Here is a 21,605-nt window from a genome sequence, read left to right as displayed (position 1 = left end):
ACTCGTAAAGGCCAAACGGACACCGCAGTCACCTAGTCTGGGCAGATCAGTGCCCTCCGGGCGGGCACCGTCGAGGAGGCCGAGCATGGGCAAGAAGAAGCACAAGAAGCACTCCTCGAACCACGACGGTCACGACGAGCACGTGAAGACCGAGCCAATGACGACCGAGCCCATGAAGAACAAGGAATTCCGCACGCTCGTCAAACCCCTGCACGCCGAACTCGTGGCCATGCAGGAATGGGTGCGCAGCACCGGCGCCAAGGTGTGCATCGTCTTCGAGGGCCGTGACACCGCAGGCAAGGGCGGCGTGATCAAGTCGATCACCGAGCGGGTCAGCCCACGGGTCTTCCGGGTCGTTGCACTGCCCGCACCCACCGAACGCGAGAAATCGCAGATGTACATCCAGCGCTACGTCCCGCATCTACCTGCCGCGGGCGAGGTCGTCATCTTCGATCGCAGCTGGTACAACCGCGCCGGCGTCGAGCGGGTCATGGGTTTCTGCACCGAGGAGCAGACAAAACAGTTCCTCACCGAGGCGCCCGAGTACGAGCGAGCGATCGTCGCCTCCGGGGTCATCCTGCTCAAGTATTGGCTCGAGGTCAGCGAGGACCAGCAGACACTGCGGCTCCAGAGCCGCATCGACGATCCGCGCAAGTACTGGAAGCTGTCGCCGATGGACCTCAAGTCATACACGCACTGGGACGACTACACCCGTGCGCGCGACGACATGTTCCGCTTCACCGACACCGGCTGGGCGCCCTGGTACGTCGCGAAGACCGACGACAAGAAACGCGGGCGCCTCAACGTCATCCGCCACATCCTCGAACAGGTTCCCTACACCCCGCTCGACCGCCCCGACGTGGAACTGCCCAAGCGGAAGGCGACCGGTTACGAGGGACCCGACCTGCCGCTTCGGCGCATCCCCACGCTGTATTGACCTCTCGCCGCGACGCCACTCGTCGGCACCGATCCGCGCACGTGGTCAACTGAGAAGGTGACGTGGGTCGAGCGTGAGCTCCTGAACAACCGGCTGTCGGCCTTCGACCGGCGAGCCGCCACGACGCCGGGCAAGGCCGCGGCCGTGGCGATCGTCGTCGTCGACCGCGACAGCAGCAACGCCGACACCAACGAGCGCGAGCAGGGCATCTGGCTCCTGCGCCGACCGATGAGTATGCGCCGCCACGCCGCCCAGTTCGCACTACCCGGCGGCCGGCTCGATCCCGGCGAGGATCAGACCACCGCAGCGCTGCGTGAGCTGCACGAGGAGATGGGCGTGGCCCTGTCCCCCGATGACGTCGTCGGCATACTCGACGACTATCCGACCAGGTCCGGGTACGTGATCACTCCCGTCGTGTGCTGGGCGCCGCACGCCCCCGAACCGTCACCCAACCCCGCCGAGGTCTCGGTGTGGTTCTTCATCCCGCTCGACGACCTCCTCGTCACGCCCCGGTTCATCACCATCCCGGAGTCGACGCGACCGGTCATCCAGATGCCGATTCCGGGGCTGCACCGCGATCCCGACGACCACTCACCGAGTGGACGGACGGCGCTGGTGCACGCGCCGACCGCCGCGGTGCTCTATCAGTTCGCCGAGGTCGCGCTGCGCGGCCGGGACACCCGTGTCGACGAGTACGAGCAGCCGGTTTTCGCCTGGTCATAGAAGCGCGCGAAAAAACTTCGGCATTCGGGAATGAAATCGGACCGCGGTCCGGTTATACTCGGTAATGGGCCGGAACGACCCAGCGACCTCACCGGTCATCGATACGACAGTCATCGACCCCCGGACACCCCGGAACAAGGAGCATCCCATGAGCACCCCCACCGTCACCGCGCCGATCGCCGCAGGCACCTGGACCATCGATCCCGTCCACTCGACCGTCGGCTTCTCCGTCAAGCACCTCATGGTGAGCAAGGTTCGCGGCAAGTTCGACACCTTCAGCGGCACCATCACCGTCGCCGAGGACGGAACGCCGTCGGTGCAGGCCGAGATCGACGTCACCTCGATCACCACCGGCAACGAGCAGCGCGACGGCCACATCAAGTCCGCCGACTTCTTCGACGCCGAGACCTACCCGAAGGCCACCTTCACCTCGACCGCGGTGCGCCCCGACGGTGACGACTACGTGCTCACCGGCGACTTCACCCTGCACGGCGTGACCAAGCCGGTCGATCTCAAGCTCGAGTTCAACGGCGTCAACCCGGGTATGGGTAACGGCCCGGTGGCCGGCTTCGAGGCCACCACCGTGTTGAACCGCAAGGACTTCGGCATCGATATCGAGATGCCGCTCGAGGGTGGCGGCGTCGTCGTCGGCGACAAGGTCACCATCACTCTGGAGATCGAGGCCGGCCAGGGCGCCTGAACCCCCTTCTCACAGGGATCACGCTGACCCGATCGATCGACGGGTCAGCGTAGACCGGGACCGATACCGCAAACCCCGTGTGTGGTATCGGTCCCGTTGTCGTACTGCCGGATACGTGATGCGCCGGCGACGTGATCTCGCCACACGTGACGGGTGGGCGTCAGCGCTCGCGGTAGCGCCCCGACGAACCCAGTTCTCGGGCATAGAAATTCAGGCCTGGCCGGTTGCACAGCATGCCGAGGGCAACCAGCGCGAGCAGGACTACGACGAGTGCGATCATGATCGGCCTCCACAGGGAAATGACGGACCGTCTGCAGTTCTCGACGGATTTCGGTGTACACATGTTCTCTCAGATCGGCGGAGAACGGAAGACCTGCGACGGCGAGATCACGTATCCGATTGGGGCGTGGCCCTGTTCACACCGTTGCCGCGTGCACCGCCACAGCACATCTGTGCAATGACAGCCTCTCAACCCCACCGCGCCGCGTGCGAGAAGGCGCTACGTCAGGGCACGACGATGCGCGGGGAGTCCGGGTCCCCCGCACGAACCACCGCGTCGACGGCGTCGAGGAACTCCGGCACGAACTTGTCCGCGCCGAGCACACAGCACGCGTGGCCGCCGTCGACGTCGAAACGTCGGGCTCCCGGGATACCGTCGACGAGCAACTGCTGACGTTCGGGTTCGACGACCTTGTCCCGGACCGAGACCACCACCGACGTCGGCACGTCGATCTCGGCAAGCCAGTCCCGAGAGTCGAAGCGCCCCAGCCCTTCCCCGAAGTCACCGGTGTGCGACAACGGAGTCGAGAGGAACTGACGCATACCCCACAGGGCGGTGTGCGAGGTGGGCTTGTCCAACGTCGCGTCCGACGGCCGGGGGATGATGCGATAGACGGGTTTGAGCAGTCGCCCGGTCTTGTTGGCCTGCTCCCGCAGGTGCGGATCACGGGTGCTGAAATACGGCCCGGTCGAGCACAGGACCAACCCCGCGACCCGCTCGTGATGGCGACGCCACACGAGTTGCGAGATGCCACCGCCCATCGAGAAACCCGCGGTCACGAACCGACCGACCCCGAGGACGTCGGCGAGTGCGACGACGTCATCGGCGCAGTCGAGCAGGTCGAAGGTGCCCGACCGGATGCCGCGGCCATGCCAACGATGATCGAGGGTGATGACCCGATAGCGCTGATTGAGTTCGGGGATCACCGGATACCAGCACAGCAGTCCGGTGGTCATCACCGAATGCTGCAGGATGATCGCCGGCGCGTCGGCCGGGCCGGAGTCGGTGACGAAAGTGCTACCGCGCCCGGGCAATTCCACCATCGTCCCGCTCGGCAGGTCACGCACCGGCAGATAGGACGGGCCGGGAAGCGACAGACCTCGGGAGATCCGATCCAGAACTGCAGCACTCACCGCTACGACGTTACGCGAGATTCCTCCGATTCGGCTGTGCGTCGACGGCCGCAACCGGGTACCCGCCACACACTCAGCGCAGGGTGAACAGGTGCTCCTGGTGGGAGCGTCCGTCGACGGTCAGGGCCAGCGCGTCCGACACCCGCTGGTGGTCGTATTCGGTCCAGCGCTCGGTGCGCTGGCGCTGATACTCCGACCACGAGCCGACGACGAACTGCTCGACGTAGTTGTCGGAATCCTCGCCGTTGCGATACAGATGCCAGTTTCGTGCACCCGTGCGGCGCCGGGACAGTGCCACACCCGCCATCGCGTCGACGAACTCGTCGTGGTGTTCGGCGTCGACCCGGTAGGTGGCGACCACCCGCACCGGACCGTCGTCGGGGGCCGGCTCGAAAACCAGCATGGGCTCCGGCCAGGCGGTCGACAACGTCCGATCGGGGGTGCCGGTCTCGGCGTGAATCGGCAGCACCCCCACGGCCAGCGCCGCCAGGATCAGCGCGAGCGCCGCGATGAGCAACGCCCATCGCACCGTCAGCAGTCCGCCCAGCGCACCCCACACCAGCGATCCGATTCCCTGTGACCCCATGAACACCAGGAGATAGGCGGCCATCCCCCGGGCACGCACCCACGCAGGCAGGGTCAATTGGATCTCGGCGTTCAGCGTCGACAGCGTGGCGATCCACGCGACCCCGGTCGGGACCAACACGATCAACGCGACCGCCGTGGACCCGAGCGCGGCCGCAGCGGTACCGGCCGCGAAGACAACTGCCGACGAGGCAAGGATCACGTTGGGCGACAGATGATCACGCATCCAGGGCAGTCCCAGTACGCCGAGGATGGCGCCACACCCGAGGACACCGAGGACCACACCGTAGCCGGTGGACCCGAGATGGAAGGAGTCGCTGACGACCAGCGGGAGCAACGCCCACAGCGCCGACGCCAGGAACGCGAACAACGCCGAGCGCACCAGAATCCGACGCACGATCGGTGCCGCGGCGACGTAACGCAACCCCACCACCATCGACGTACCCAGATGTTCGGGCTCCATCACCGAGGTATCGGCCGGCCGCCGCCATCTCAGCAGCGCGACGACGACGGCCAGGTAGGAGACCGCGTTGATCGCGAAGACCACGCCGGCGCCGCCGACGGTGAACAGCACGCCGGCCAGAGCCGGTCCGACGGACCGCGCGACATTGATCGACATGCTGCCCAGGGATGCGGCGTCGGCGATCTGCTCACGCGGCACGATCTCCGGATTGACCGCCTGGAACGCCGGCGCCGACAACGCCGAGCCCGCACCCAGCAAGAACGTCAGGACCAGCAGCATGCCCGGGTCGAGCAGGTCGAATACCGCCAGGACGGCCATGACCCCGGCAACGACGGTCGCGTACGCACTCATCACCACCAGCAGCCACTTGCGGTTCAGCACGTCGGCGAGCACTCCGGCGACCAGCGACAACAGCAGGGTCGGGAGGAGACTCGCGGTCTGGACGAGCGAGATCACCGTCGGCCCGGCGTGCTGGTCGACGAGGAACCACTGAGCACCGACAGTCTGCATCCACAGCCCGATGTTGGACACCATCTGGGCGATGAACAGATTGCGGAACACCCGATTCCGCAACGGCGCCATACCCGAGGCCATCGCCACCCCCGCTCTGTCGCCGACCCGACGCCCACCGTACCGACTCACAGTGCGATCCTGGTCACATGATGGGGATCGACCGACCGAAGATCGAGGGCTCGGTGGCGGTGGAGGGGGGACGACGCCGGATCGGGTTCGCCGAGTTCGGGTCGGCGACCGGCCGCGCCGTCATCTGGTTGCACGGCACGCCCGGCGCACGCCGCCAGATTCCGACCGAGGCCCGCGCCTACGCCGCCGAGCACGACATCCGGCTCATCGGGCTCGACCGCCCCGGCGTCGGCAGTTCCACCGCCCACCGGTACCGATGTGTGGCGGAATTCCCCGGCGACCTCGAGCCGGTTCTGGAGGCTCTCGGCATCGACCGGTTCGCGGTGATCGGCATGTCCGGCGGCGGACCGTACGCATTGGCGACCGCACACGCGCTGCCCGATCGCGTCATGGTGGCCGGGATCGTCGGCGGAGTCGCACCCACCGTGGGCCCCGACGCCATCGGCGGCGGCGCGATGGCCCTGGGTTCGCTGCTGGCCCCGGCCGTCCGGGTCGCCGGTGCACCCCTGGGCAAGATCCTCAGTTCGGCGCTCGGGGTGGCTGCGCCCATCGCGAATCCGGCGATCCGCCTCTACGGCCGGTTCTCGCCTCGCGCCGACCGAGAGTTGCTCGCCCGCCCCGAGTTCCGGGCGATGTTCCTCGACGACCTGCTGCACGGCGGCAGCCGTCGCATGGAGGCACCGTTCGCCGACGTCGTCGCCTTCGCCCAGGATTGGGGATTCCGCGTCGGCGACGTCACCACGCCGGTGCGCTGGTGGCATGGCGACCACGACCACATCATCCCGTATTCCCATGGCATACACATGGTCTCGCTGCTACCCGACGCCAAGCTCTTCGAGTTGCCCGGCGAAAGCCACCTCAGCGCACTGGGGATGTCGACGCAGATCCTCGCCGAGCTGCTCTCGGTGTGGGACGACGCCGAACGCACCCCGATGATGCCCGCCGGACCACTGATCGAGCCCTGATCCGCCGGCTCACCCGGTGGTCGACTCGCCCAACTCCGCGAGGATCGCCTCGGTGTGCTCGCCGAGCGCGGGCACCGGGCCCATCCGCATCTCGACGTCGTCGAAGGTGAAGGGCGGCAACAACGCCCGGATCGGGCCGATCTCGGTGTCGACCATGCGCCACCGCTCACGTGCCGAGAGCTGCGGATGGTCCACCACGCCGGCGACGTCGCGGATCTGCGCAGCCGGAATCCCGGCCGCCGCAAGGCGTTCGTCGAGTTCGGCGGTGTCGAAGGTCGCGGTCCGGGCCGCGACGAGGTCGTCGACTTCGGCACGGCGAGCGACTCTTTCGATGTTGGTGGCGTAGCGCGGGTCGTCGCCGAGTTCCGGTCGGCCCAGCACCTGGGCGAGTGCACGCCACCCGCGGTCGTTCTGGACGCCGATGAGGATCTCGCCGTCACGCGTCGGATACGCGTCGTAGGGGACGATGGCCGCGTGTCCGACGCCGCATCGCGGAATCTGCCGCCCCGCGTGCATCGCGATGTACATCGGATGGCCCATCCATTCGACGGTCGCATCGAACATCGACACCTCGATCGTGGCGCCCGCACCGGTGATACCGCGACGCACCAGGGCCGACAGGATCGAGGTGAGTGCGTACATGCCCGCGGCGATGTCGGAGGTGGGGACCCCGGTCTTGGCGGGGTGCTCGGCGGTGCCGGTGACCGAGATCAGGCCGGCTTCGGCCTGCACGAGCATGTCGTAGGCCTTGCGGTCACGCATCGGCCCGGCGGGGCCGTAGCCGCTCATGTTCACCACGATCAGCTCGCGGTGCTCGGCACGCAGGCGCTGCGCGTCGAATCCCAGCCGGGCGGCGGCCCCGGGGGCGAGGTTCTGCAGGAACACATCGGCGCGGTCGATGAGCGCGCGCACCTGCGCTGCGCCGCGCTCCTGCTTGAGGTCGACCGCGAAGGACTCCTTGCCCCGGTTGAGCCACACGAAATGCGAGGCGAGTCCCTCGACCTCGGCGTCGTAGTGTCGGGCGAAGTCGCCCTCACCGACCCGCTCGATCTTGATCACCCGCGCCCCGAGGTCGGCGAGATGCCGCGTGGCCAGCGGCGCGGCGACGGCCTGCTCGAGGGCCACCACGGTCAGGCCGGCCAGGGGAAGCGAGTCGTCTGGTGTGTCGGGCACGGGGTCGACGGAGTCGTCGGGGGTCTGCGCAAAGGCCACGTCGGCCACCCTTGCCCGCCGCGGTCACCGTGTCAATGCCGCGAGCGAATCTGGGACACATAGGGTTTACCTCACGATGCGTGAGCCGAGAGGTGTTTGCCCGGCCGCGTCCCGCGTGATCGTATGGACTGATGAGCACTCGATCGGCGGGCCCACCGACCACGGATACGGCCGCCTCGGGTGCGGTCGGACCGGGGGCCGTCACCACCGACGAGGTCGTCACGAGCACCGGCGTCGTGGTCACCGGACACCGGCAGCGGCAGGCGTGGGCCGAGAAGGTGTTGCCGCCGGTCGAAGAGGTTCGGCCCGGCGTGTTCTCGATCCCGGTACCGATGCCCGGCAATCCGTTGCGCTACATCCTGGTGTACGCACTGGTCACCTCCGCCGGCGGTCTCGCCCTGATCGACACCGGCTGGAACACCGACGAATCGTGGGACACGCTGGTCGCCGGCATCCATGCCACGGGCCATGACCTGTCCGACATCACCGACGTGTTCATCACCCACCTGCACCCCGACCATTTCGGTCTCGTCCCCCGGGTCCTCGAGCACGCCGACCCGCGATTGGGCATGCACCGCAACGACGCCCGGTTCCTGTATCACCGCGACGAGGCGCAACTCGCGCAGGAGCTCGCCGACGCACAGGTCGATCTGCGTGAGCTCGGTGCCCCGACCGACGTCATCGACGCCGGAATCCGTGAGATCGTGCGGCTACCACAGGGCCGCACGATGGACGTCGAACTCGTCGGCGATGCGCCCCTGGACATCCCGGGATGGAATCTGCGCGCAATCTGGACGCCGGGACACACGGCGGGACACCTGTGCTTCGCCGACGACGACGCCGGGATCATCTTCACCGGTGATCATCTGCTGCCCCGGATCAGTCCGAACGTGTCCACCAATTCCTTCCAGAACGCCAGTCCGCTCGCCGATTACCTGACCTCGCTGGCCAACACCGAGCACCTCGGCGACCTCGAGGCGCTGCCGTCGCACGAGTACCGGTTCCGCGGTCTCGCCGGCCGCGTCACGCATCTGCTCTCCCACCACGAGGAACGACTCACCGAGATCACCGAGGCCATCGCCGATGTGCCCGGGTCGACCGCGTGGGACATCACCCGATCGGTCACCTGGTCCCGGCCGTTCGAGCAGCTGTCCCTGCCGCTGAGCCGAATGGCCCTGCGCGAGACCAACGCCCACCTTCTGGTTCTGGAAGAACGCGGGATCATCGCCCGGTCGGGCACCGAACCCGTGCACTGGTATGTCACCACCCCCACCGATCGAGAGGACACCGGCAGATGAGCCCGGTCACCACCGAATTCGCCGACGGCGTCGCCGTCATCACCATCGACCGCCCGGAGGCCCGTAACGCGGTCAACGCCGAGGTCGCGACCCTCATCGCGGCGGCGATCGACGAGTTCGAGACCCGGGACGACATCACCGTCGGCATCCTCACCGGTGCCGGCGGAACTTTCTGCGCCGGAATGGATCTCAAGGCGTTCACCCGCGGTGAGGTACCGAGTGTGCCCGGTCGCGGATTCGGTGGGGTCACCGAGAAGCCGCCGAGCAAGCCGCTGATCGCCGCGGTCGAGGGCTGGGCGCTCGCCGGCGGCTGCGAACTGGCCCTGTCGGCCGATCTGATCGTCGCCGCAGAGGACGCGAAATTCGGTCTGCCCGAGGTGAAGCGGGGCCTCGCCGCCGCAGCCGGCGGACTGCTGCGGCTGCCCAAGATCCTCCCCTACCAACTCGCGATGGAGATCGCGCTGACCGGCGACCCCATCACCGCCCAGCGTGCCCACGAGTTCGGTCTCGTCAACGTCCTCACCCCGACCGGCGGCGCACTCGACGGTGCGCGGGAACTCGGCGCCCGGATCGCCGCGAACGGGCCGCTCGCGGTCCGCGCCACCAAACAGGTTGTGGGCATGGCGATCCGCTACACCGACCCCGATCTCATCACCGCCCAACGCGAGGTGCTCGACCCGATCTTCGCCTCCGACGACGCCCAAGAAGGTGCTCGCGCGTTCGCCGAGAAGCGGGCGCCCCTCTGGACCGGCCGCTGACCCTCGGTATGAGCCGACCTCCCCACCCCGAGGCCCACGCCGCGCAACCGTCGGCGATCTCCCGACGCGGTCTGCTCGGCGCCACCACCGCGGTCGCAGCGGGAGTCGGGCTGGGTGCGTCGGGCCTGCGTGCTGCGTCGGCCTCCGCCGCGCCGGGTACCGCACCATTCGTGCACGCCCCACGCGTGCCCGGCTGGACCGACGGCTTCCATTTCGGGGCGGCCACCTCGGGTTTCCAGACCGAGGGCTTCAGCCCGGACTCCAATTGGCGGCGCTACACCGACCGTGCGGCGCGGACCGGACGGGTCGACCCGGTACGCAACTCCGTCGACTTCCGGCACCGCTACCGGTCCGATCTGCACCTCGCCGCGGGCATGGGGCTCAACACCTTTCGCTTCGGCATCGAGTGGGCGCGCGTCGAACCGCAACGCGGCCGGTTCAGCGCGGCGGCACTGGCCTACTACGACGACCTCGTCGCCGGGATACGGTCGCTGGGCATGAGCCCGATGATCACGCTGGTGCACTACGTGTATCCGGGGTGGGTGGCCGATCAGGGCGGCTTCCTCGGCCCCCGAACACTCGGCGACTTCGAGCGGTATGCGCGCATGATCACCGCTCGCTACGCCGAGCAGTGTTCGATGTGGATCAGCATCAACGAGCCCTTGGTCTTCTACGGCCACGAGAAGGAGATCGGCGCCCTCACCGACGCCGACATGCCGCGGTTCCTCGACCGCGTCGCACAGGCCCACCGGATCGCCCACGCGGCCGCACATGATGCGAATCCGCAAGCGCGCGTTGCGGTCAACGAGGCCTTCCTGCCCGCCGTCACGCCGGTCACCGATGCGTTGTTCATGAATCGGGTCCTCGACACCCTCGACTTCGTCGGCATCGATTACTACTACGGTGCAGCGCTGAACAATCTCACCACGATCGCTGCGGCGGGTGGCGATTTCGCGGCGGTCCGCCCGCAGCCCGACGACATCTACCAGGCGTGCCATCACTACGCGCAGGCCTTCCCCGGCACACCGCTCTACATCGTCGAGAACGGCATGCCGCTGTCCGACGGAACACCCCGCGCCGACGGGTACACCCGGGCGGATTTCCTGCGCGACAGTCTCTTCTGGCTCCAACGTGCGCGCGGCGACGGACTGCCGATCGTCGGCTACAACCACTGGTCGATCACCGACAATTACGAATGGGGCAGCTACACACCGAGATTCGGTCTGTACCGGGTCGACGTACTGCGCGATCCGGGCCTCACGCGTCATCCGACGAGCGGAGTGGACGCCTACCGTGAGCTGACCGCGGGTGCGGGGCCCGCGGCCAACTACCGACCGGTGATGGCCCCGGCGGTCGGCTCGTTCGCCCGCATCCCCCAATCGTGGACCATGCCCTCCCGCGTCGACGGGCCGCGGGCCCAGCTCTGAACGCCGCGGCTAGGCTGTGGCAGTGGACCTGCATCTCGCCACCTACTTCGTCGCGGTCATCGACCACGGCGGGATCACCAAGGCGGCGCATGCCCTCTACATCTCCCAGCCCTCGCTCTCTCAGGCCATCCGCACGCTCGAACGCCGTCTCGGGGTCACCCTGTTCGACCGCGGTGGTCGACGACTCGAACTCACCGACGCAGGCCGGCGCGTCGAGGTCGCCGCGCGCCGCATCCTCGCCGACGTCGAGCGCGCAAAACTGAAGGTGGCCGCCGTCCGTGAACTGCGCTCCGGACGCGTCGACATCGTCACCGATGCCGCCTTCGCCATCGACCCGCTGGTCACGATGGTGCGGGCCTTCCGGGAGCGACACGACGCCGTGGTCGTGCGCGTCCACGCCGCCGACGGCCCCTCCGGGGTGCTCGCCGCGTTGCGGCGCGGTGACGCCGAGATCGGGGTGATCGATTCCGATGCCGACCACGCGTCTCTCGTATCGATCCCCCTCGGCGCACAGGAACTCGTGCTGGCCGCGCCACCGGGACTCCTCGGCGACGGTGTGGTCACCGAGACGGGCACGGTGCCCCGCGCGGCGGTGCGCGATCTACCGCTGCTGGTCAACCTGTCCGATCAGGCGACCGCGACCCTGCTTGCCGACGTCATCGCCGACGACGCCCGCAATGTGGTCGTCGACTGTGCCCATTCGTCGGCCATCTGGGATCTCGTCGACCGCGGCGTCGGCGTGAGCGTGGTCCCGCGTCCGGTCGCCGCCGAGCAGTTCAGCGGCGCCGAAATCGTCGGCATGGCGCCCCCACTGCTGCGCAATTACGGACTGGTGATGCGGTCGGGACAGCCCTCGCCGGCCGCGGTCGCCTTCGTCGCGGTGGCGCGCCGGATCAGCGGGACGCCCGCGCCACCGGCCGACGTCGTGCCCGAGGATGCCACCATTCCCCACGACGGAGCGCGGTGAGTTCGATGGAATTGCGCCAGCTCGAGTACTTCCTCGCCGTCGTCGAACACGGCGGCATCGGCGGCGCCTCGGCGTCATTGGGGGTCACCCAACCGACTGTGTCCCAGGCGCTTCGGGCGTTGGAACGAGAAGTCGGGGTGCAGTTGTTCCACCGGATCGGACGCGGCATGGTGCCGAGTTCGGCGGGACGAGCGCTCGTCGGATCGACCCGGCAGATCATGCGTGATGTGGCTGCCGTCGACGACGCCCTCTCCGCGGCCGGTGACGAACCGACCGGCCGCGTCGAGGTGCTCGCGTCGCCCTTCATCGACGGCGGCGCGGTGATCGACCTGGTCGCCGGCTTCCGGGCCCGCCATCCGGGGGTCACCGTACGCCTCGGCGACCTGCGAGTCGAGACACAGGCGTCGGCGATGATCGAGGAGGGGCGCTGCGAGTTCGTCATCACCCATTTGCCCACGGTCGGTGACGATCTCGACATGATCGTGCTCGGTGAACAGGAATTCTGGCTGGTTTGCCCACCCGGGACCGAGGTACCCGACGGACCGATCCCGATCGCCGATCTCCCCCGCATTCCGATGATCTTCGTTCCGCGGGGCGGGTCGGTCGCCGAGGAGATCGAGAGCGCGATCCGCGAATCCGGTGTGCGACTGCCGATCGCGGTGCTCTCCGACCACCGGGAGCAGCGACTTCCCATGGTGCTGGCCGGGATCGGGGCCACCCTGCTCGAACGTCGCATCGCCGAATCGGTGGCCGATCGCGCGGTGGTGCGGCCGGTGTCACCGCGGTTCGCACGGACTTTCGCGATGATCTTCGATCCGGGCGGCCTCTCGGTCGCCGGCCAGGCGTTCGCCGACGTCGCGCGGTCGATGGCCGCGCAGCGAGCGGTCCCGGAGTGAGGTGCACGAAGTGCGCACTGCTCAGTCGTCGAGATCGCCTGCGGCTTGAGCCTTCTCGGACTTGATCGCATGTCGCCGGGCCAGCAGGAACGCCGCACCGCCACCGACGATACCGCCGACGACGGCCCCCACGATCGTCGTCGCCTCACCGTCGGGTCCGAGCCCGAGGATCACCGCGAGTGCCATCGACAGCGAGCAGGCACCGGTGTACAGGCTGGCGACGATGATGCGGCGCCGGGATCCGCGGGCGTAGACCAGCGTCTGGGGATCCACGCGGCGTGCCGTGCAGAATCGTTGCCATTCCATCGCGGGCGCGATCAACGCGACCCACCACAGGACGGACACCCAGGCGGGTACGAACCACGCAGCGACGGCGCCGAGCGCCCACAGCAGCAGCGTCGAGAGGGTGTAGGTGTAGGCATAGCCCTCCAGCAGTACCGCGCGCTCACGTTCGTCGCCCCACGACGCATCGTCGGGGCCGAGCAACAGATCGGGGAATGTGGTTCGTCCGGAACTCATCTCAACTCTCCTGGGTCTCAGTTCTCCGGGGGCAACGGGAACAGTTCTTCGACGCCGGCACCGAGCGCCCGCGCGACCCGGATGGCCAGATAGACCGACGGTGCGTAGTCGCCGCGCTCGAGCGACACGATCGTCTGCCTGCTCACCCCGACCGCCTTCGCCAGATCGGCCTGCCGTAGGGCCGCCCGGGTCCGCGCGGCCCGGATCGGCGATGAGACAGCAGCCAGGTCGGGCATGCCACGAGTAAAGCCGCCTTGACATCAGATGTCAAGGCGGCTTGTCACGAGAACGGCTACCCGGTGACCCGTTCGAACACTGCGGCCAGCCCCTGCCCGCCGCCGATGCACATCGTCTCCAGGCCATAGCGTGCCTCGCGCCGGTGCAGTTCCCGCGCCAGCGATGCCAGCATCCGCCCGCCGGTCGCACCGACCGGATGTCCCAGCGAGATTCCCGATCCGTGGACGTTGGTGCGTGCGAAATCGGGACTGTCGGTGGCGAATCGGCCGAATCCCCACTCCCGGGTGACGGCGAGCGCCTGCGCGGCGAAGGCCTCGTTGAGTTCGATGACGTCAATGTCGGCGAGCGTCAATCCCGCCTTGTCGAGCGCCTTGGCGGTGGCCGGCACCGGGCCGATGCCCATGGTCGCCGGCGGCACACCGGCCAGACCCCAGGACACCAGGCGCACCAACGGCGTCAGACCGTGCTGTGCGGCGACCTCGGCGGTGGTCACCAGGCACATCGAGGCCGCGTCGTTCTGCCCGCTGGCGTTGCCGGCGGTCACCGTGGCGTCGGGGTCGGTGGCGCCCATGATGGGTCGCAGTCCGGCGAGCGACTCGCGCGAGACGTCGGCGCGCGGATGCTCGTCGGTGTCGATCAGCTTCTCGGACTTACGATCTCGCACGGTGACCGGGATGATCTCCTCGCCGAGGATGCCGTCCTTCTGTGCACGAACCGCGCGCATGTGTGATTCGACGGCGAGATCGTCCTGCTCCTCGCGGGAGATACCGTACTCCTTGCGGAGGTTCTCGGCGGTTTCGATCATGCCGCCGGGTACCGGCCAGTTCTTGCCACCGGCGGTGGACCGGGCCCGAACCAGGCTGTCGTGCATGGCGATTCCGGTGCGCGCACCACCCCAACGCATGTCCACCGAGTAGAACGACGCGTTACTCATCGACTCCGTACCGCCTGCGACGACGAGATCGTTGTCACCGCACCCCACCTGGTAGGCGGCCTGGATGACCGCCTGCAACCCCGACCCGCAGCGTCGGTCGATGTGCATGCCGGGCACGGTGGTCGGCAGTCCGGCGTCGAGCGCGACGACACGGCCGATCGCCGGTGCCTCACTGTTGCCGTTGCAGTGACCGAGGATCACGTCGTCGACGGCGTCGTCGGGGACACCGGTCCGCTCGAGGAGCCCGCGCAGGGCGGCCACCCCGAGGTCGACGGCGGTCAGCGATCCGAACATGCCCCCGTAGCGCCCGATCGGGGTGCGCACGGGCTCGCAGATGACGACATCACGCATGGAGTCGGTCCTTTCCGGGGTTCTCGGCGGCGGCGAGTTGGGCGCGCAACGCCACTTTCTGGATCTTGCCGGCGGCGGAGGTTGGCAGCTCGTCGACGATGATCACCTCGCGGATCTTCTTGTAGGGCAACACCTGTTCGGCGACGAAGCCCTGCACCGCGTCGGCGTCGACCCGGTGGCCGGGCCGGGCGACGACGAAGGCCACCGGCTCCTGCCCGACCGGCCCGGCCTCCCGGGCCACCACCGCGGCACCGGCGATGTCGGGGTGGGTCACCAGGATCTCCTCGAGTTCGCGCGGATACACGTTGTAGCCCTTGTAGATCAGCATGTCCTTGGCACGGTCGCAGATGTAGAGGTGGCCGTCGTCGTCGACGTAGGCGATGTCGCCGGTGTCGAGCCATCCGTCGACGTACTGTTCGGCGGTGATCTCGGGGTGGTGCAGGTACCCGGCAGTCACCTGAGGTCCGCGGACCCACAGCCCACCGCGTTCGCCCGCGGCGAGTTCGGTGGTGCGATCGTCGAGCGAACGGATCGACACCTCGGTGTCGAAGGTCGGCAATCCGACACTGCCGAAACGGTATTCACCGGTGCCATTGCCGGTGCCATTGCCGGTGCCATTGCCGGTGGCGGCCAGCGGCGCCGACGAGACCAGGCAGGTCGCCTCGGTCAGCCCGTAGCCCTCCACGACCGCACCCGACGGGAAGGCCGCGGCGAGCCGCTCGAGCGTGACGTGATCGATCGGCGCGGCCCCCGACGACACGACCCGCACCGACGAGAGATCGCGTGTGGCCACATCGGGATGTGCGGCCAGCGCATGCCACATCGTCGGGCTGCCGGTGATGTAGGTGGCGCGGTGACCTTCGATGAGATCGAGCATCCGGGCCGGATCGAATCGGCCGGCCAGCACATGGGTGGCGCCGCACATCAGGAGGAAGGACATGTTGATCAGGGCGTGCGCGTGATAGAGCGGGGACACCACGATGGTGGCGGCCTGCCCGGGTACGACGCCGCGTCCGGCGCCGTCGCGCGGGGTGAGGCGAAACGACCCGTCGTCGTTCTCGGTCACCGCATGTCCGGCGCGCCAGGCGATCATCTGGGTGACGTTGGCGATGACGTTGCGGTGCGACACCTGCACGCCCTTGGAGACGCCGGTGGTGCCACCGGTGAAGGCGAGGTGGGCCACATCCGCACCGGTGATCCCGACCCGTGGTGCCGGGCCTGCATCGGCGGTCAGTTCGGCCAGGGTGATCAGACCCGCGGGGGCCGTGGCGGTGTCGGTTCCGGCGTCGTCGCCGACGAGGATCGCGGCCCGCAGATCGAGTCCCTCGATCGCCGACGCCAGTGTCTGCGACTGCGGCTCCTCGGTGACGACCGCGACGGCATCGGTCTCCACGAGTTGGGCGCGCAACCCGGCGACCGGCTGCGCCGGGTTGATCAATGTCACCGTCGCGCCGGCGCGCAACGCCCCGTAGTAGGCCAGCACGAAGTTGGCACTGTTGGTCAGATGCAGCGCAACGACGTCGCGTTGCACCACCCCGATCGCGGCGAGCCCGGCGGCCACCGCGGCCGTGCGCACGTCGAGATCGTCGAAGGTGAGCACCCGCTCACCGTCGATGACGGCCGCGCGGTTCGCATACAGCCGGGCCATACCTGCTGGCAGCGTGGCGAGAGTAATTGCCGGATAGCGTAATTCGGTCATCGCGGGGCCATCCGGATCGCGCCGTCGAGGCGGATGGTCTCCCCGTTGAGGTACGGATTCTCCACGATCGACACCGCCAACCGGCCGAACTCGTCCGGCTTGCCGAGCCGCGACGGATTCGGGATGCTCGCGGCCAGCGACTCGCGGACGTCGTCACGCAACCGCGCCAGCAACGGGGTGTCCATGGTGCCGGGGGCGATGGTGTTGACGCGGATGTGCTTGCTCGCCAGATCTCGTGCGGCCACCAGCGTCATCCCGACGATGCCCGCCTTGGAAGCGCTGTAGTTGATCTGGCCGATCTGCCCCTCGAACGCGGCGACCGACGCGGTCATCACGATCACGCCCCGCTCGCCGTCGATCTCGGGCAGCCGGGCCATCCGCTCGGCACCCAGCGACAGGGCGTGGAAGGAGCCGATGAGGTTGAGCCGGATGACGAACTCGAAGTCATCGGCCGATCCGGCGCGGCCCTGCGCGTCGAGGATGCGCATCCGGCGACCCGCACCGGCGCAGTGCACGAGAGTGCGTAGACCGCCGCGTTCGTCGGCCACGTCGAGCGCGGCGGCGAACTGCTCGCGATCGGTGATGTCGGCGGGCGCGAATCTCGCTGCGGCACCGAGCTGTTGGGCCACCTCGGCACCGTCGGAGGTCGGCAGGTCGATGAGGGTCACCTGCCCGCCGGCATCGACGATGCGCCGGGCGGTGGCCAGGCCGAGGCCGGAGGCTCCGCCGGTGATGGCGGTGGAGAGGTCTTTGAGTTCCATGCATCTGCTCCTGAGGTGGTCAGCCGATGAGTTCGAAGATGGTGGCGTTGGCCATACCGCCCGCCTCGCACATCGTCTGTAGTCCGTAACGGATGGTGTTGTCGCGCATGTGATGCGCCAGCCGGGTGGCGAGGATGGCGCCGGAGCCGCCGAGCGGGTGCCCGACCGCGATGGCGCCGCCGAGCGGATTGAGCGCCTTCTCCGCCGCACCCGTCTCGATCTGCCACGCCAGCGGGACCGGCGCAAACGCCTCGTTCACCTCGAACGCCCCGATCTCGTCGATCGAGAGCCCGGACCGGGCAAGGGCTTTGGCGGTGGCCGGGATGGGCCCGGTGAGCATCACGACCGGATCGTCGCCGGCCACCACGGTGGTGTGGATGCGTACCAGCGGGGTCCAGCCGTGTGCGGCGGCGGTCTCCGACGAGCACACCAGCAGCGCGCCCGCTCCGTCGGAGATCTGAGAGGCGTTGCCGGCGTGGATGACCCCGTTCTCGTCGAACACGGTCTTGAGTTTGGCCAGTGACTCCAGCGATCCGCCGCGCCGGATGCCCTCGTCACCCTCCAGGACGCCGGGCACCGGGGCGAGTTGACCGTCGAACGCCCCGGCATCGCTGGCTGCAGCTGCGAGTTCATGGGAGCGCAACGAGTACTCGTCGAGTCGGGTGCGACTCAGATCCCAACGCCGGGCCACCATCTCGGCGCCGATCCCCTGACTGAACCGGTCGACGCCGTAGCGGTCGAGCACGGTCGAGGGCTGATGCTCTCCGTTCGGGGCCGCGCTGCCCATCGGCACGCGGCTCATCGACTCGACCCCACCGGCGACGACGATGTCGAGCTGACCGCTGATGACCGCGGCGGCGGCCATCGCCAGCGACTGCTGGCTCGATCCGCAGGCCCGTGTGATCGTGGTCCCCGGAACACTTTCCGGCCATCCGGCGGCCAGGATCGCGGTGCGCGCGATGTTGCCCGCCTGTTCGGCGTGCTGGCTGACGCACCCCCACATGACGTCGTCGACGTCGGCGGGATCGACGCCGGTGCGCTCCACGAGTGCCTCGAGGACGTGGGCGGACAAGTCGGCCGGATGGATACCCGACAACGCCCCGCCCCGGCGTCCGATCGGGGTACGGACCGCATCGACGATCACCGCATCACTCATCAGAGTTCCTTTCTCGAAACCACTACCAACGAATCGACCCCTATGAACGAATCGACCATGACGGGCGCTCGATCACAAGGTGATTCACGCTCATGGGGTCATAGCCGCGACCTATGTCGCGCTCTGCACACCGGCATCACCGCGGATCGCGGCCTTGTCGCGACCGGGGTCGACGAAGACCAACGCGAGGACGGCGGCCACGGCCGAGACCACACCGAGGATCTGAAATGCGGTGGCGTATCCGGCGGCCGGCGACGACGCGGCGTCGACGATGAGGCCGGTCGCATAAGGCGCGATCAAACCACCGACGGCCATGACGGCCAGGAATGCGCCCAGGGTGCCCGCCATCTGGCGCGGCGGGCAGATCTCCGAGATCGCGGCGTTGAGCAGCGGGAACACGGTCGCAGCGAATCCGTAGCCGACGGAGACCACCAGGACCGCGATGATCGGCGTGCCGATCGACGGCAGGGCGACGAGCATGGCGCCACAGATCAGCACGCCGACCGAGGGCACCACGACGCGCACACTGCGTGCCGACGAATCCGCGGAGATCATCCGGTCACCGACGATCGAGGACACCAGCATCAGCACCAGCCCGACGATCGACGGCAGCGCGAACATCGACCCGGCCTGCACGCGGCTATAGCCGAGCCCGACCTCGAAGTACGACGGCAACCAGGTCAGCACGACCGTGACCAGCGCATACACGCTCATCACCAGCAGGGCGCCGAAGACGAAACTCCGCGAGGTCAGGATGCGTCGCCACGGCACGGACGGTTCGTCGGCACTCGGTTCGTCGGCACTCGGTACCTCGGCGCTCGCTTCTTCTGCGCTGGACTCCCGCGCAGCACCGTTGGTGGTGTACGGCCCCTCGCGCCACACGGCCAACCAGATGACGCACCAGAGCAGGCCCGCCGCGGCGAGGCAGACCAGTGCCGCTCGCCAGCCGAGGCTGACGGTGACCACCGCGAGCGCGGGTGCGATGGCGATCTTCGCGATCGACGCGGCGCCGGCGAGCAGCGCCGACGGCAGCCCACGCTTGGCGGGCGGATGCCACGAGTAGGCCGCGGTGTGCAGCAACGCCGAACTGGGCCCCTCGGCCAGCCCGAGGAACAACCGGCTCACCACCAGCACGGCGAAGGCGGCCACGGCGACCAGTGGCAGCATCGCGACGGCCCAGCACAGAGCCAACACCACCAGCGCCCAGCGCAGCGTCATCCACCGGTTGAGCGCGCCGGCGAAGAAGCCACCGACGGTGAAGGTCAGGAAGAAGAGACTGCCGACCAAACCGATTTGCGCCGAACGTAATCCGAGCTCCTCGGCCAGCGGTTGGGCGATGATACCCAGGACGGCCTTGTCGGCATAGTTGATCACGTAGAGGGCGACGAGCAGCCCGGTCAGTCCCCACGCGGTGCGGCGGGAGTCGCGAGGGCGGGCGGCAGTCGAGGGCATCGGTGCCGGCGTCACGGACGAATCGGCGGCCGGTTCGGGGGCCAGGTGGGCCATGGCGGGATCCTGTTCGGGTCGGGGGGTTGGGGGTGGCGCCGGGGGTGCGCCAGATCACATCCAAATCCCAGCAAACCGTTCGCCGGAAATGCCGACAATGCCCGGTTTGGCGATCGGTGTCGAAGGTGTTGCCTATACGTGCTGGTCAGCGGCCCGCAGTCCTTGCCTGCAGGCGTGGCATTGTCTCGTCCTATCGGAGCCTTAGCCGAAGACCGCGTTACCGGGCGGTCCCGTCACGGGCATGCTGAAGACCATGGCCCGCCTTGCCCAGACCCTCGGTCTCACCGATATCCAGACCGACATCGTCGCCAACGTGCGGCGCTTCGTCGACACCCAGATCATCCCCAACGCGCAAGAACTCGAGCATGCCGACGCCTACCCCGAGGAGATCGTCGCCGGCATGCGGGAGATGGGACTGTTCGGGCTGATGATCCCGGAGGAGTACGGCGGGCTGGGCGAATCGTTGCTGACCTATGCGCTGTGCGTCGAGGAACTCGCACGCGGCTGGATGAGTGTGTCCGGGGTGATCAACACCCACTTCATTGTCGCCTACATGCTGCGACAGCACGGAACCGAGGAGCAGAAGCAGCGGCTGTTGCCGCGGATGGCGACCGGCGAGGTGCGTGGCGCGTTCTCGATGAGCGAACCGGACCTCGGCTCCGACGTCGCGGCCATCACGACGTCGGCCAAACGCTCCGACGATGGCACATACACGATCAACGGAGCCAAGATGTGGCTCACCAACGGCGCATCGTCGACGCTGGTCGCGGCGCTCGTGCGCACCGACGAGGGTGCCGAGAAGCCGCACCACAATCTGACCACCTTCCTCATCGAGAAGCCGGCCGGCTTCGGCGAAGTGGTTGCCGGACTGACGATTCCCGGCAAGATCGACAAGATGGGCTACAAGGGGATCGACACCACCGAGTTGATCTTCGACGGCTATCGCACCGATGCCGAGCACATCCTCGGCGGCACACCGGGCCGCGGATTCGCGCAGATGATGGACGGCGTCGAGGTCGGCCGGGTCAATGTGTCGGCGCGCGCCTGCGGCATCGCCCAGCGCGCCTTCGAACTCGCCGTCACCTACGCCCAACAGCGACGCACCTTCGGCAAGCCGATCGCCGAGCATCAGGCCATCGCCTTCTCGCTGGCCGAGATGGCCACCAAAACCGAAGCGGCGCACCTGATGATGGTGAACGCCGCCCGGCTCAAGGACTCCGGCGAACGCAACGACGTCGCGGCCGGCATGGCGAAGTACCTGTGCAGCGAGTACTGCGCAGAGGTCACCCAGGCCAGTTTTCGTATCCACGGCGGCTACGGCTATTCCAAGGAATTCGAGATCGAACGACTGATGCGGGAAGCTCCCTTCCTGCTGATCGGCGAAGGCACCAGCGAAATCCAGAAACAGATCATCTCCAAGGGACTGCTCCGCGAGTACCGCACCAATTAGAGAGGC

Annotated in this window: 20 protein-coding genes; 10 read left to right on the top strand and 10 right to left on the bottom strand. The window is 68.1% G+C overall.

Translation table 11 applies throughout. The features are described from left to right. Nucleotides 1–85: 85 nt before the first annotated feature. The 3 genes from ppk2 to P3L18_RS13590 all read left to right on the top strand — a co-directional run bounded on the left by ppk2 (nucleotide 86) and on the right by P3L18_RS13590 (nucleotide 2,360). Entirely contained in the window at nucleotides 86–937 is an 852-nt protein-coding gene (gene ppk2 / locus P3L18_RS13600; RefSeq protein ID WP_276114338.1) for a polyphosphate kinase 2, read from the top strand. A 57-nt stretch (nucleotides 938–994) separates the two neighbouring features. Further along, nucleotides 995–1,660: a CoA pyrophosphatase gene (locus P3L18_RS13595; RefSeq protein ID WP_276114337.1), complete on the top strand. Its 666-nt coding sequence runs from the start codon at nucleotides 995–997 to the stop codon at nucleotides 1,658–1,660. A gap of 148 nt (nucleotides 1,661–1,808) precedes the next feature. Further along, nucleotides 1,809–2,360: a YceI family protein gene (locus P3L18_RS13590; protein ID WP_079930747.1), complete on the top strand. Its 552-nt coding sequence runs from the start codon at nucleotides 1,809–1,811 to the stop codon at nucleotides 2,358–2,360. 504 nt (nucleotides 2,361–2,864) lie between these two features. Here the strand turns inward: P3L18_RS13590 and P3L18_RS13585 are convergent. Both P3L18_RS13585 and P3L18_RS13580 read right to left on the bottom strand, forming a co-directional pair. Then, on the bottom strand, nucleotides 2,865–3,773 hold the full coding sequence (locus P3L18_RS13585) for an alpha/beta fold hydrolase (protein ID WP_276114336.1): 909 nt from the start codon (nucleotides 3,771–3,773) through the stop codon (nucleotides 2,865–2,867). Between the two features lie 73 nt (nucleotides 3,774–3,846). Then, nucleotides 3,847–5,415, bottom strand: a complete 1,569-nt coding sequence (locus P3L18_RS13580) for an MFS transporter (RefSeq protein WP_276114414.1) — start codon at nucleotides 5,413–5,415, stop codon at nucleotides 3,847–3,849. 65 nt (nucleotides 5,416–5,480) lie between these two features. Here P3L18_RS13580 and P3L18_RS13575 point away from each other — a divergent pair, with 65 nt between their 5' ends. After that, nucleotides 5,481–6,428 carry an alpha/beta hydrolase gene (locus P3L18_RS13575; RefSeq protein ID WP_006368176.1) on the top strand — a complete coding sequence of 316 codons (948 nt, stop codon included), beginning with the start codon at nucleotides 5,481–5,483 and terminating at the stop codon, nucleotides 6,426–6,428. Nucleotides 6,429–6,437: 9 nt separating this feature from the next. Here the strand turns inward: P3L18_RS13575 and P3L18_RS13570 are convergent, their stop codons facing one another. Beyond that, nucleotides 6,438–7,649, bottom strand: a complete 1,212-nt coding sequence (locus P3L18_RS13570; protein ID WP_079930750.1) for a CaiB/BaiF CoA-transferase family protein — start codon at nucleotides 7,647–7,649, stop codon at nucleotides 6,438–6,440. Nucleotides 7,650–7,771: 122 nt separating this feature from the next. Here P3L18_RS13570 and P3L18_RS13565 point away from each other — a divergent pair, with 122 nt between their 5' ends. Genes P3L18_RS13565 through P3L18_RS13545 form a run of 5 tightly spaced genes read left to right on the top strand, consistent with a single transcriptional unit; the run spans nucleotide 7,772 to nucleotide 12,986 of the window. After that, on the top strand, nucleotides 7,772–8,938 hold the full coding sequence (locus P3L18_RS13565; protein WP_006368174.1) for an MBL fold metallo-hydrolase: 1,167 nt from the start codon (nucleotides 7,772–7,774) through the stop codon (nucleotides 8,936–8,938). After that, nucleotides 8,935–9,696, top strand: a complete 762-nt coding sequence (locus P3L18_RS13560) for a crotonase/enoyl-CoA hydratase family protein (RefSeq protein ID WP_006368173.1) — start codon at nucleotides 8,935–8,937, stop codon at nucleotides 9,694–9,696. Before P3L18_RS13565 ends, P3L18_RS13560 begins: the two co-directional genes overlap by 4 nt. An 8-nt stretch (nucleotides 9,697–9,704) precedes the next feature. After that, nucleotides 9,705–11,123, top strand: coding sequence for a family 1 glycosylhydrolase (locus tag P3L18_RS13555; protein ID WP_276114335.1), 1,419 nt, complete (start codon nucleotides 9,705–9,707; stop codon nucleotides 11,121–11,123). Between the two features lie 22 nt (nucleotides 11,124–11,145). Next, nucleotides 11,146–12,090, top strand: a complete 945-nt coding sequence (locus P3L18_RS13550) for a LysR family transcriptional regulator (RefSeq protein WP_276114333.1) — start codon at nucleotides 11,146–11,148, stop codon at nucleotides 12,088–12,090. A gap of 5 nt (nucleotides 12,091–12,095) precedes the next feature. Beyond that, a complete protein-coding gene (locus P3L18_RS13545; protein ID WP_276114413.1) occupies nucleotides 12,096–12,986 on the top strand; it encodes a LysR family transcriptional regulator in 891 nt (296 codons plus the stop codon). A 21-nt stretch (nucleotides 12,987–13,007) separates the two neighbouring features. Here P3L18_RS13545 and P3L18_RS13540 read toward each other — a convergent pair whose 3' ends face one another. From P3L18_RS13540 to P3L18_RS13510, 7 genes are all read right to left on the bottom strand, one after another. Further along, the gene (locus P3L18_RS13540) at nucleotides 13,008–13,505 is read right to left on the bottom strand and encodes a hypothetical protein (RefSeq protein WP_276114332.1); all 498 of its coding nucleotides are present in this window, start codon (nucleotides 13,503–13,505) and stop codon (nucleotides 13,008–13,010) included. 17 nt (nucleotides 13,506–13,522) lie between these two features. Next, on the bottom strand, nucleotides 13,523–13,741 hold the full coding sequence (locus tag P3L18_RS13535; protein ID WP_006368168.1) for a helix-turn-helix transcriptional regulator: 219 nt from the start codon (nucleotides 13,739–13,741) through the stop codon (nucleotides 13,523–13,525). A gap of 56 nt (nucleotides 13,742–13,797) precedes the next feature. After that, nucleotides 13,798–15,027, bottom strand: coding sequence for an acetyl-CoA C-acetyltransferase (locus P3L18_RS13530; RefSeq protein WP_267626799.1), 1,230 nt, complete (start codon nucleotides 15,025–15,027; stop codon nucleotides 13,798–13,800). Continuing rightward, nucleotides 15,020–16,726, bottom strand: coding sequence for an AMP-binding protein (locus P3L18_RS13525; protein WP_276114331.1), 1,707 nt, complete (start codon nucleotides 16,724–16,726; stop codon nucleotides 15,020–15,022). Before P3L18_RS13525 ends, P3L18_RS13530 begins: the two co-directional genes overlap by 8 nt. Beyond that, nucleotides 16,723–17,487, bottom strand: coding sequence for an SDR family NAD(P)-dependent oxidoreductase (locus P3L18_RS13520; protein ID WP_276114330.1), 765 nt, complete (start codon nucleotides 17,485–17,487; stop codon nucleotides 16,723–16,725). Before P3L18_RS13520 ends, P3L18_RS13525 begins: the two co-directional genes overlap by 4 nt. Nucleotides 17,488–17,506: 19 nt before the next feature. Continuing rightward, a complete protein-coding gene (locus P3L18_RS13515; protein WP_271354040.1) occupies nucleotides 17,507–18,643 on the bottom strand; it encodes a thiolase family protein in 1,137 nt (378 codons plus the stop codon). Between the two features lie 111 nt (nucleotides 18,644–18,754). Next, nucleotides 18,755–20,095, bottom strand: coding sequence for an MFS transporter (locus P3L18_RS13510; RefSeq protein ID WP_276114412.1), 1,341 nt, complete (start codon nucleotides 20,093–20,095; stop codon nucleotides 18,755–18,757). A gap of 307 nt (nucleotides 20,096–20,402) precedes the next feature. Between P3L18_RS13510 and P3L18_RS13505 the strand changes: the two genes are divergently transcribed. Continuing rightward, a complete protein-coding gene (locus P3L18_RS13505) occupies nucleotides 20,403–21,599 on the top strand; it encodes an acyl-CoA dehydrogenase family protein (protein ID WP_014361325.1) in 1,197 nt (398 codons plus the stop codon). Nucleotides 21,600–21,605: the final 6 nt, after the last annotated feature.

The sequence above is a fragment of the Gordonia sp. N1V genome (genome assembly GCF_029269935.1).
Classification (GTDB): domain Bacteria; phylum Actinomycetota; class Actinomycetes; order Mycobacteriales; family Mycobacteriaceae; genus Gordonia; species Gordonia polyisoprenivorans.
Note: the sequence above shows the minus strand (reverse complement) of the source record. Positions and strands in the feature narration are given on the sequence as shown.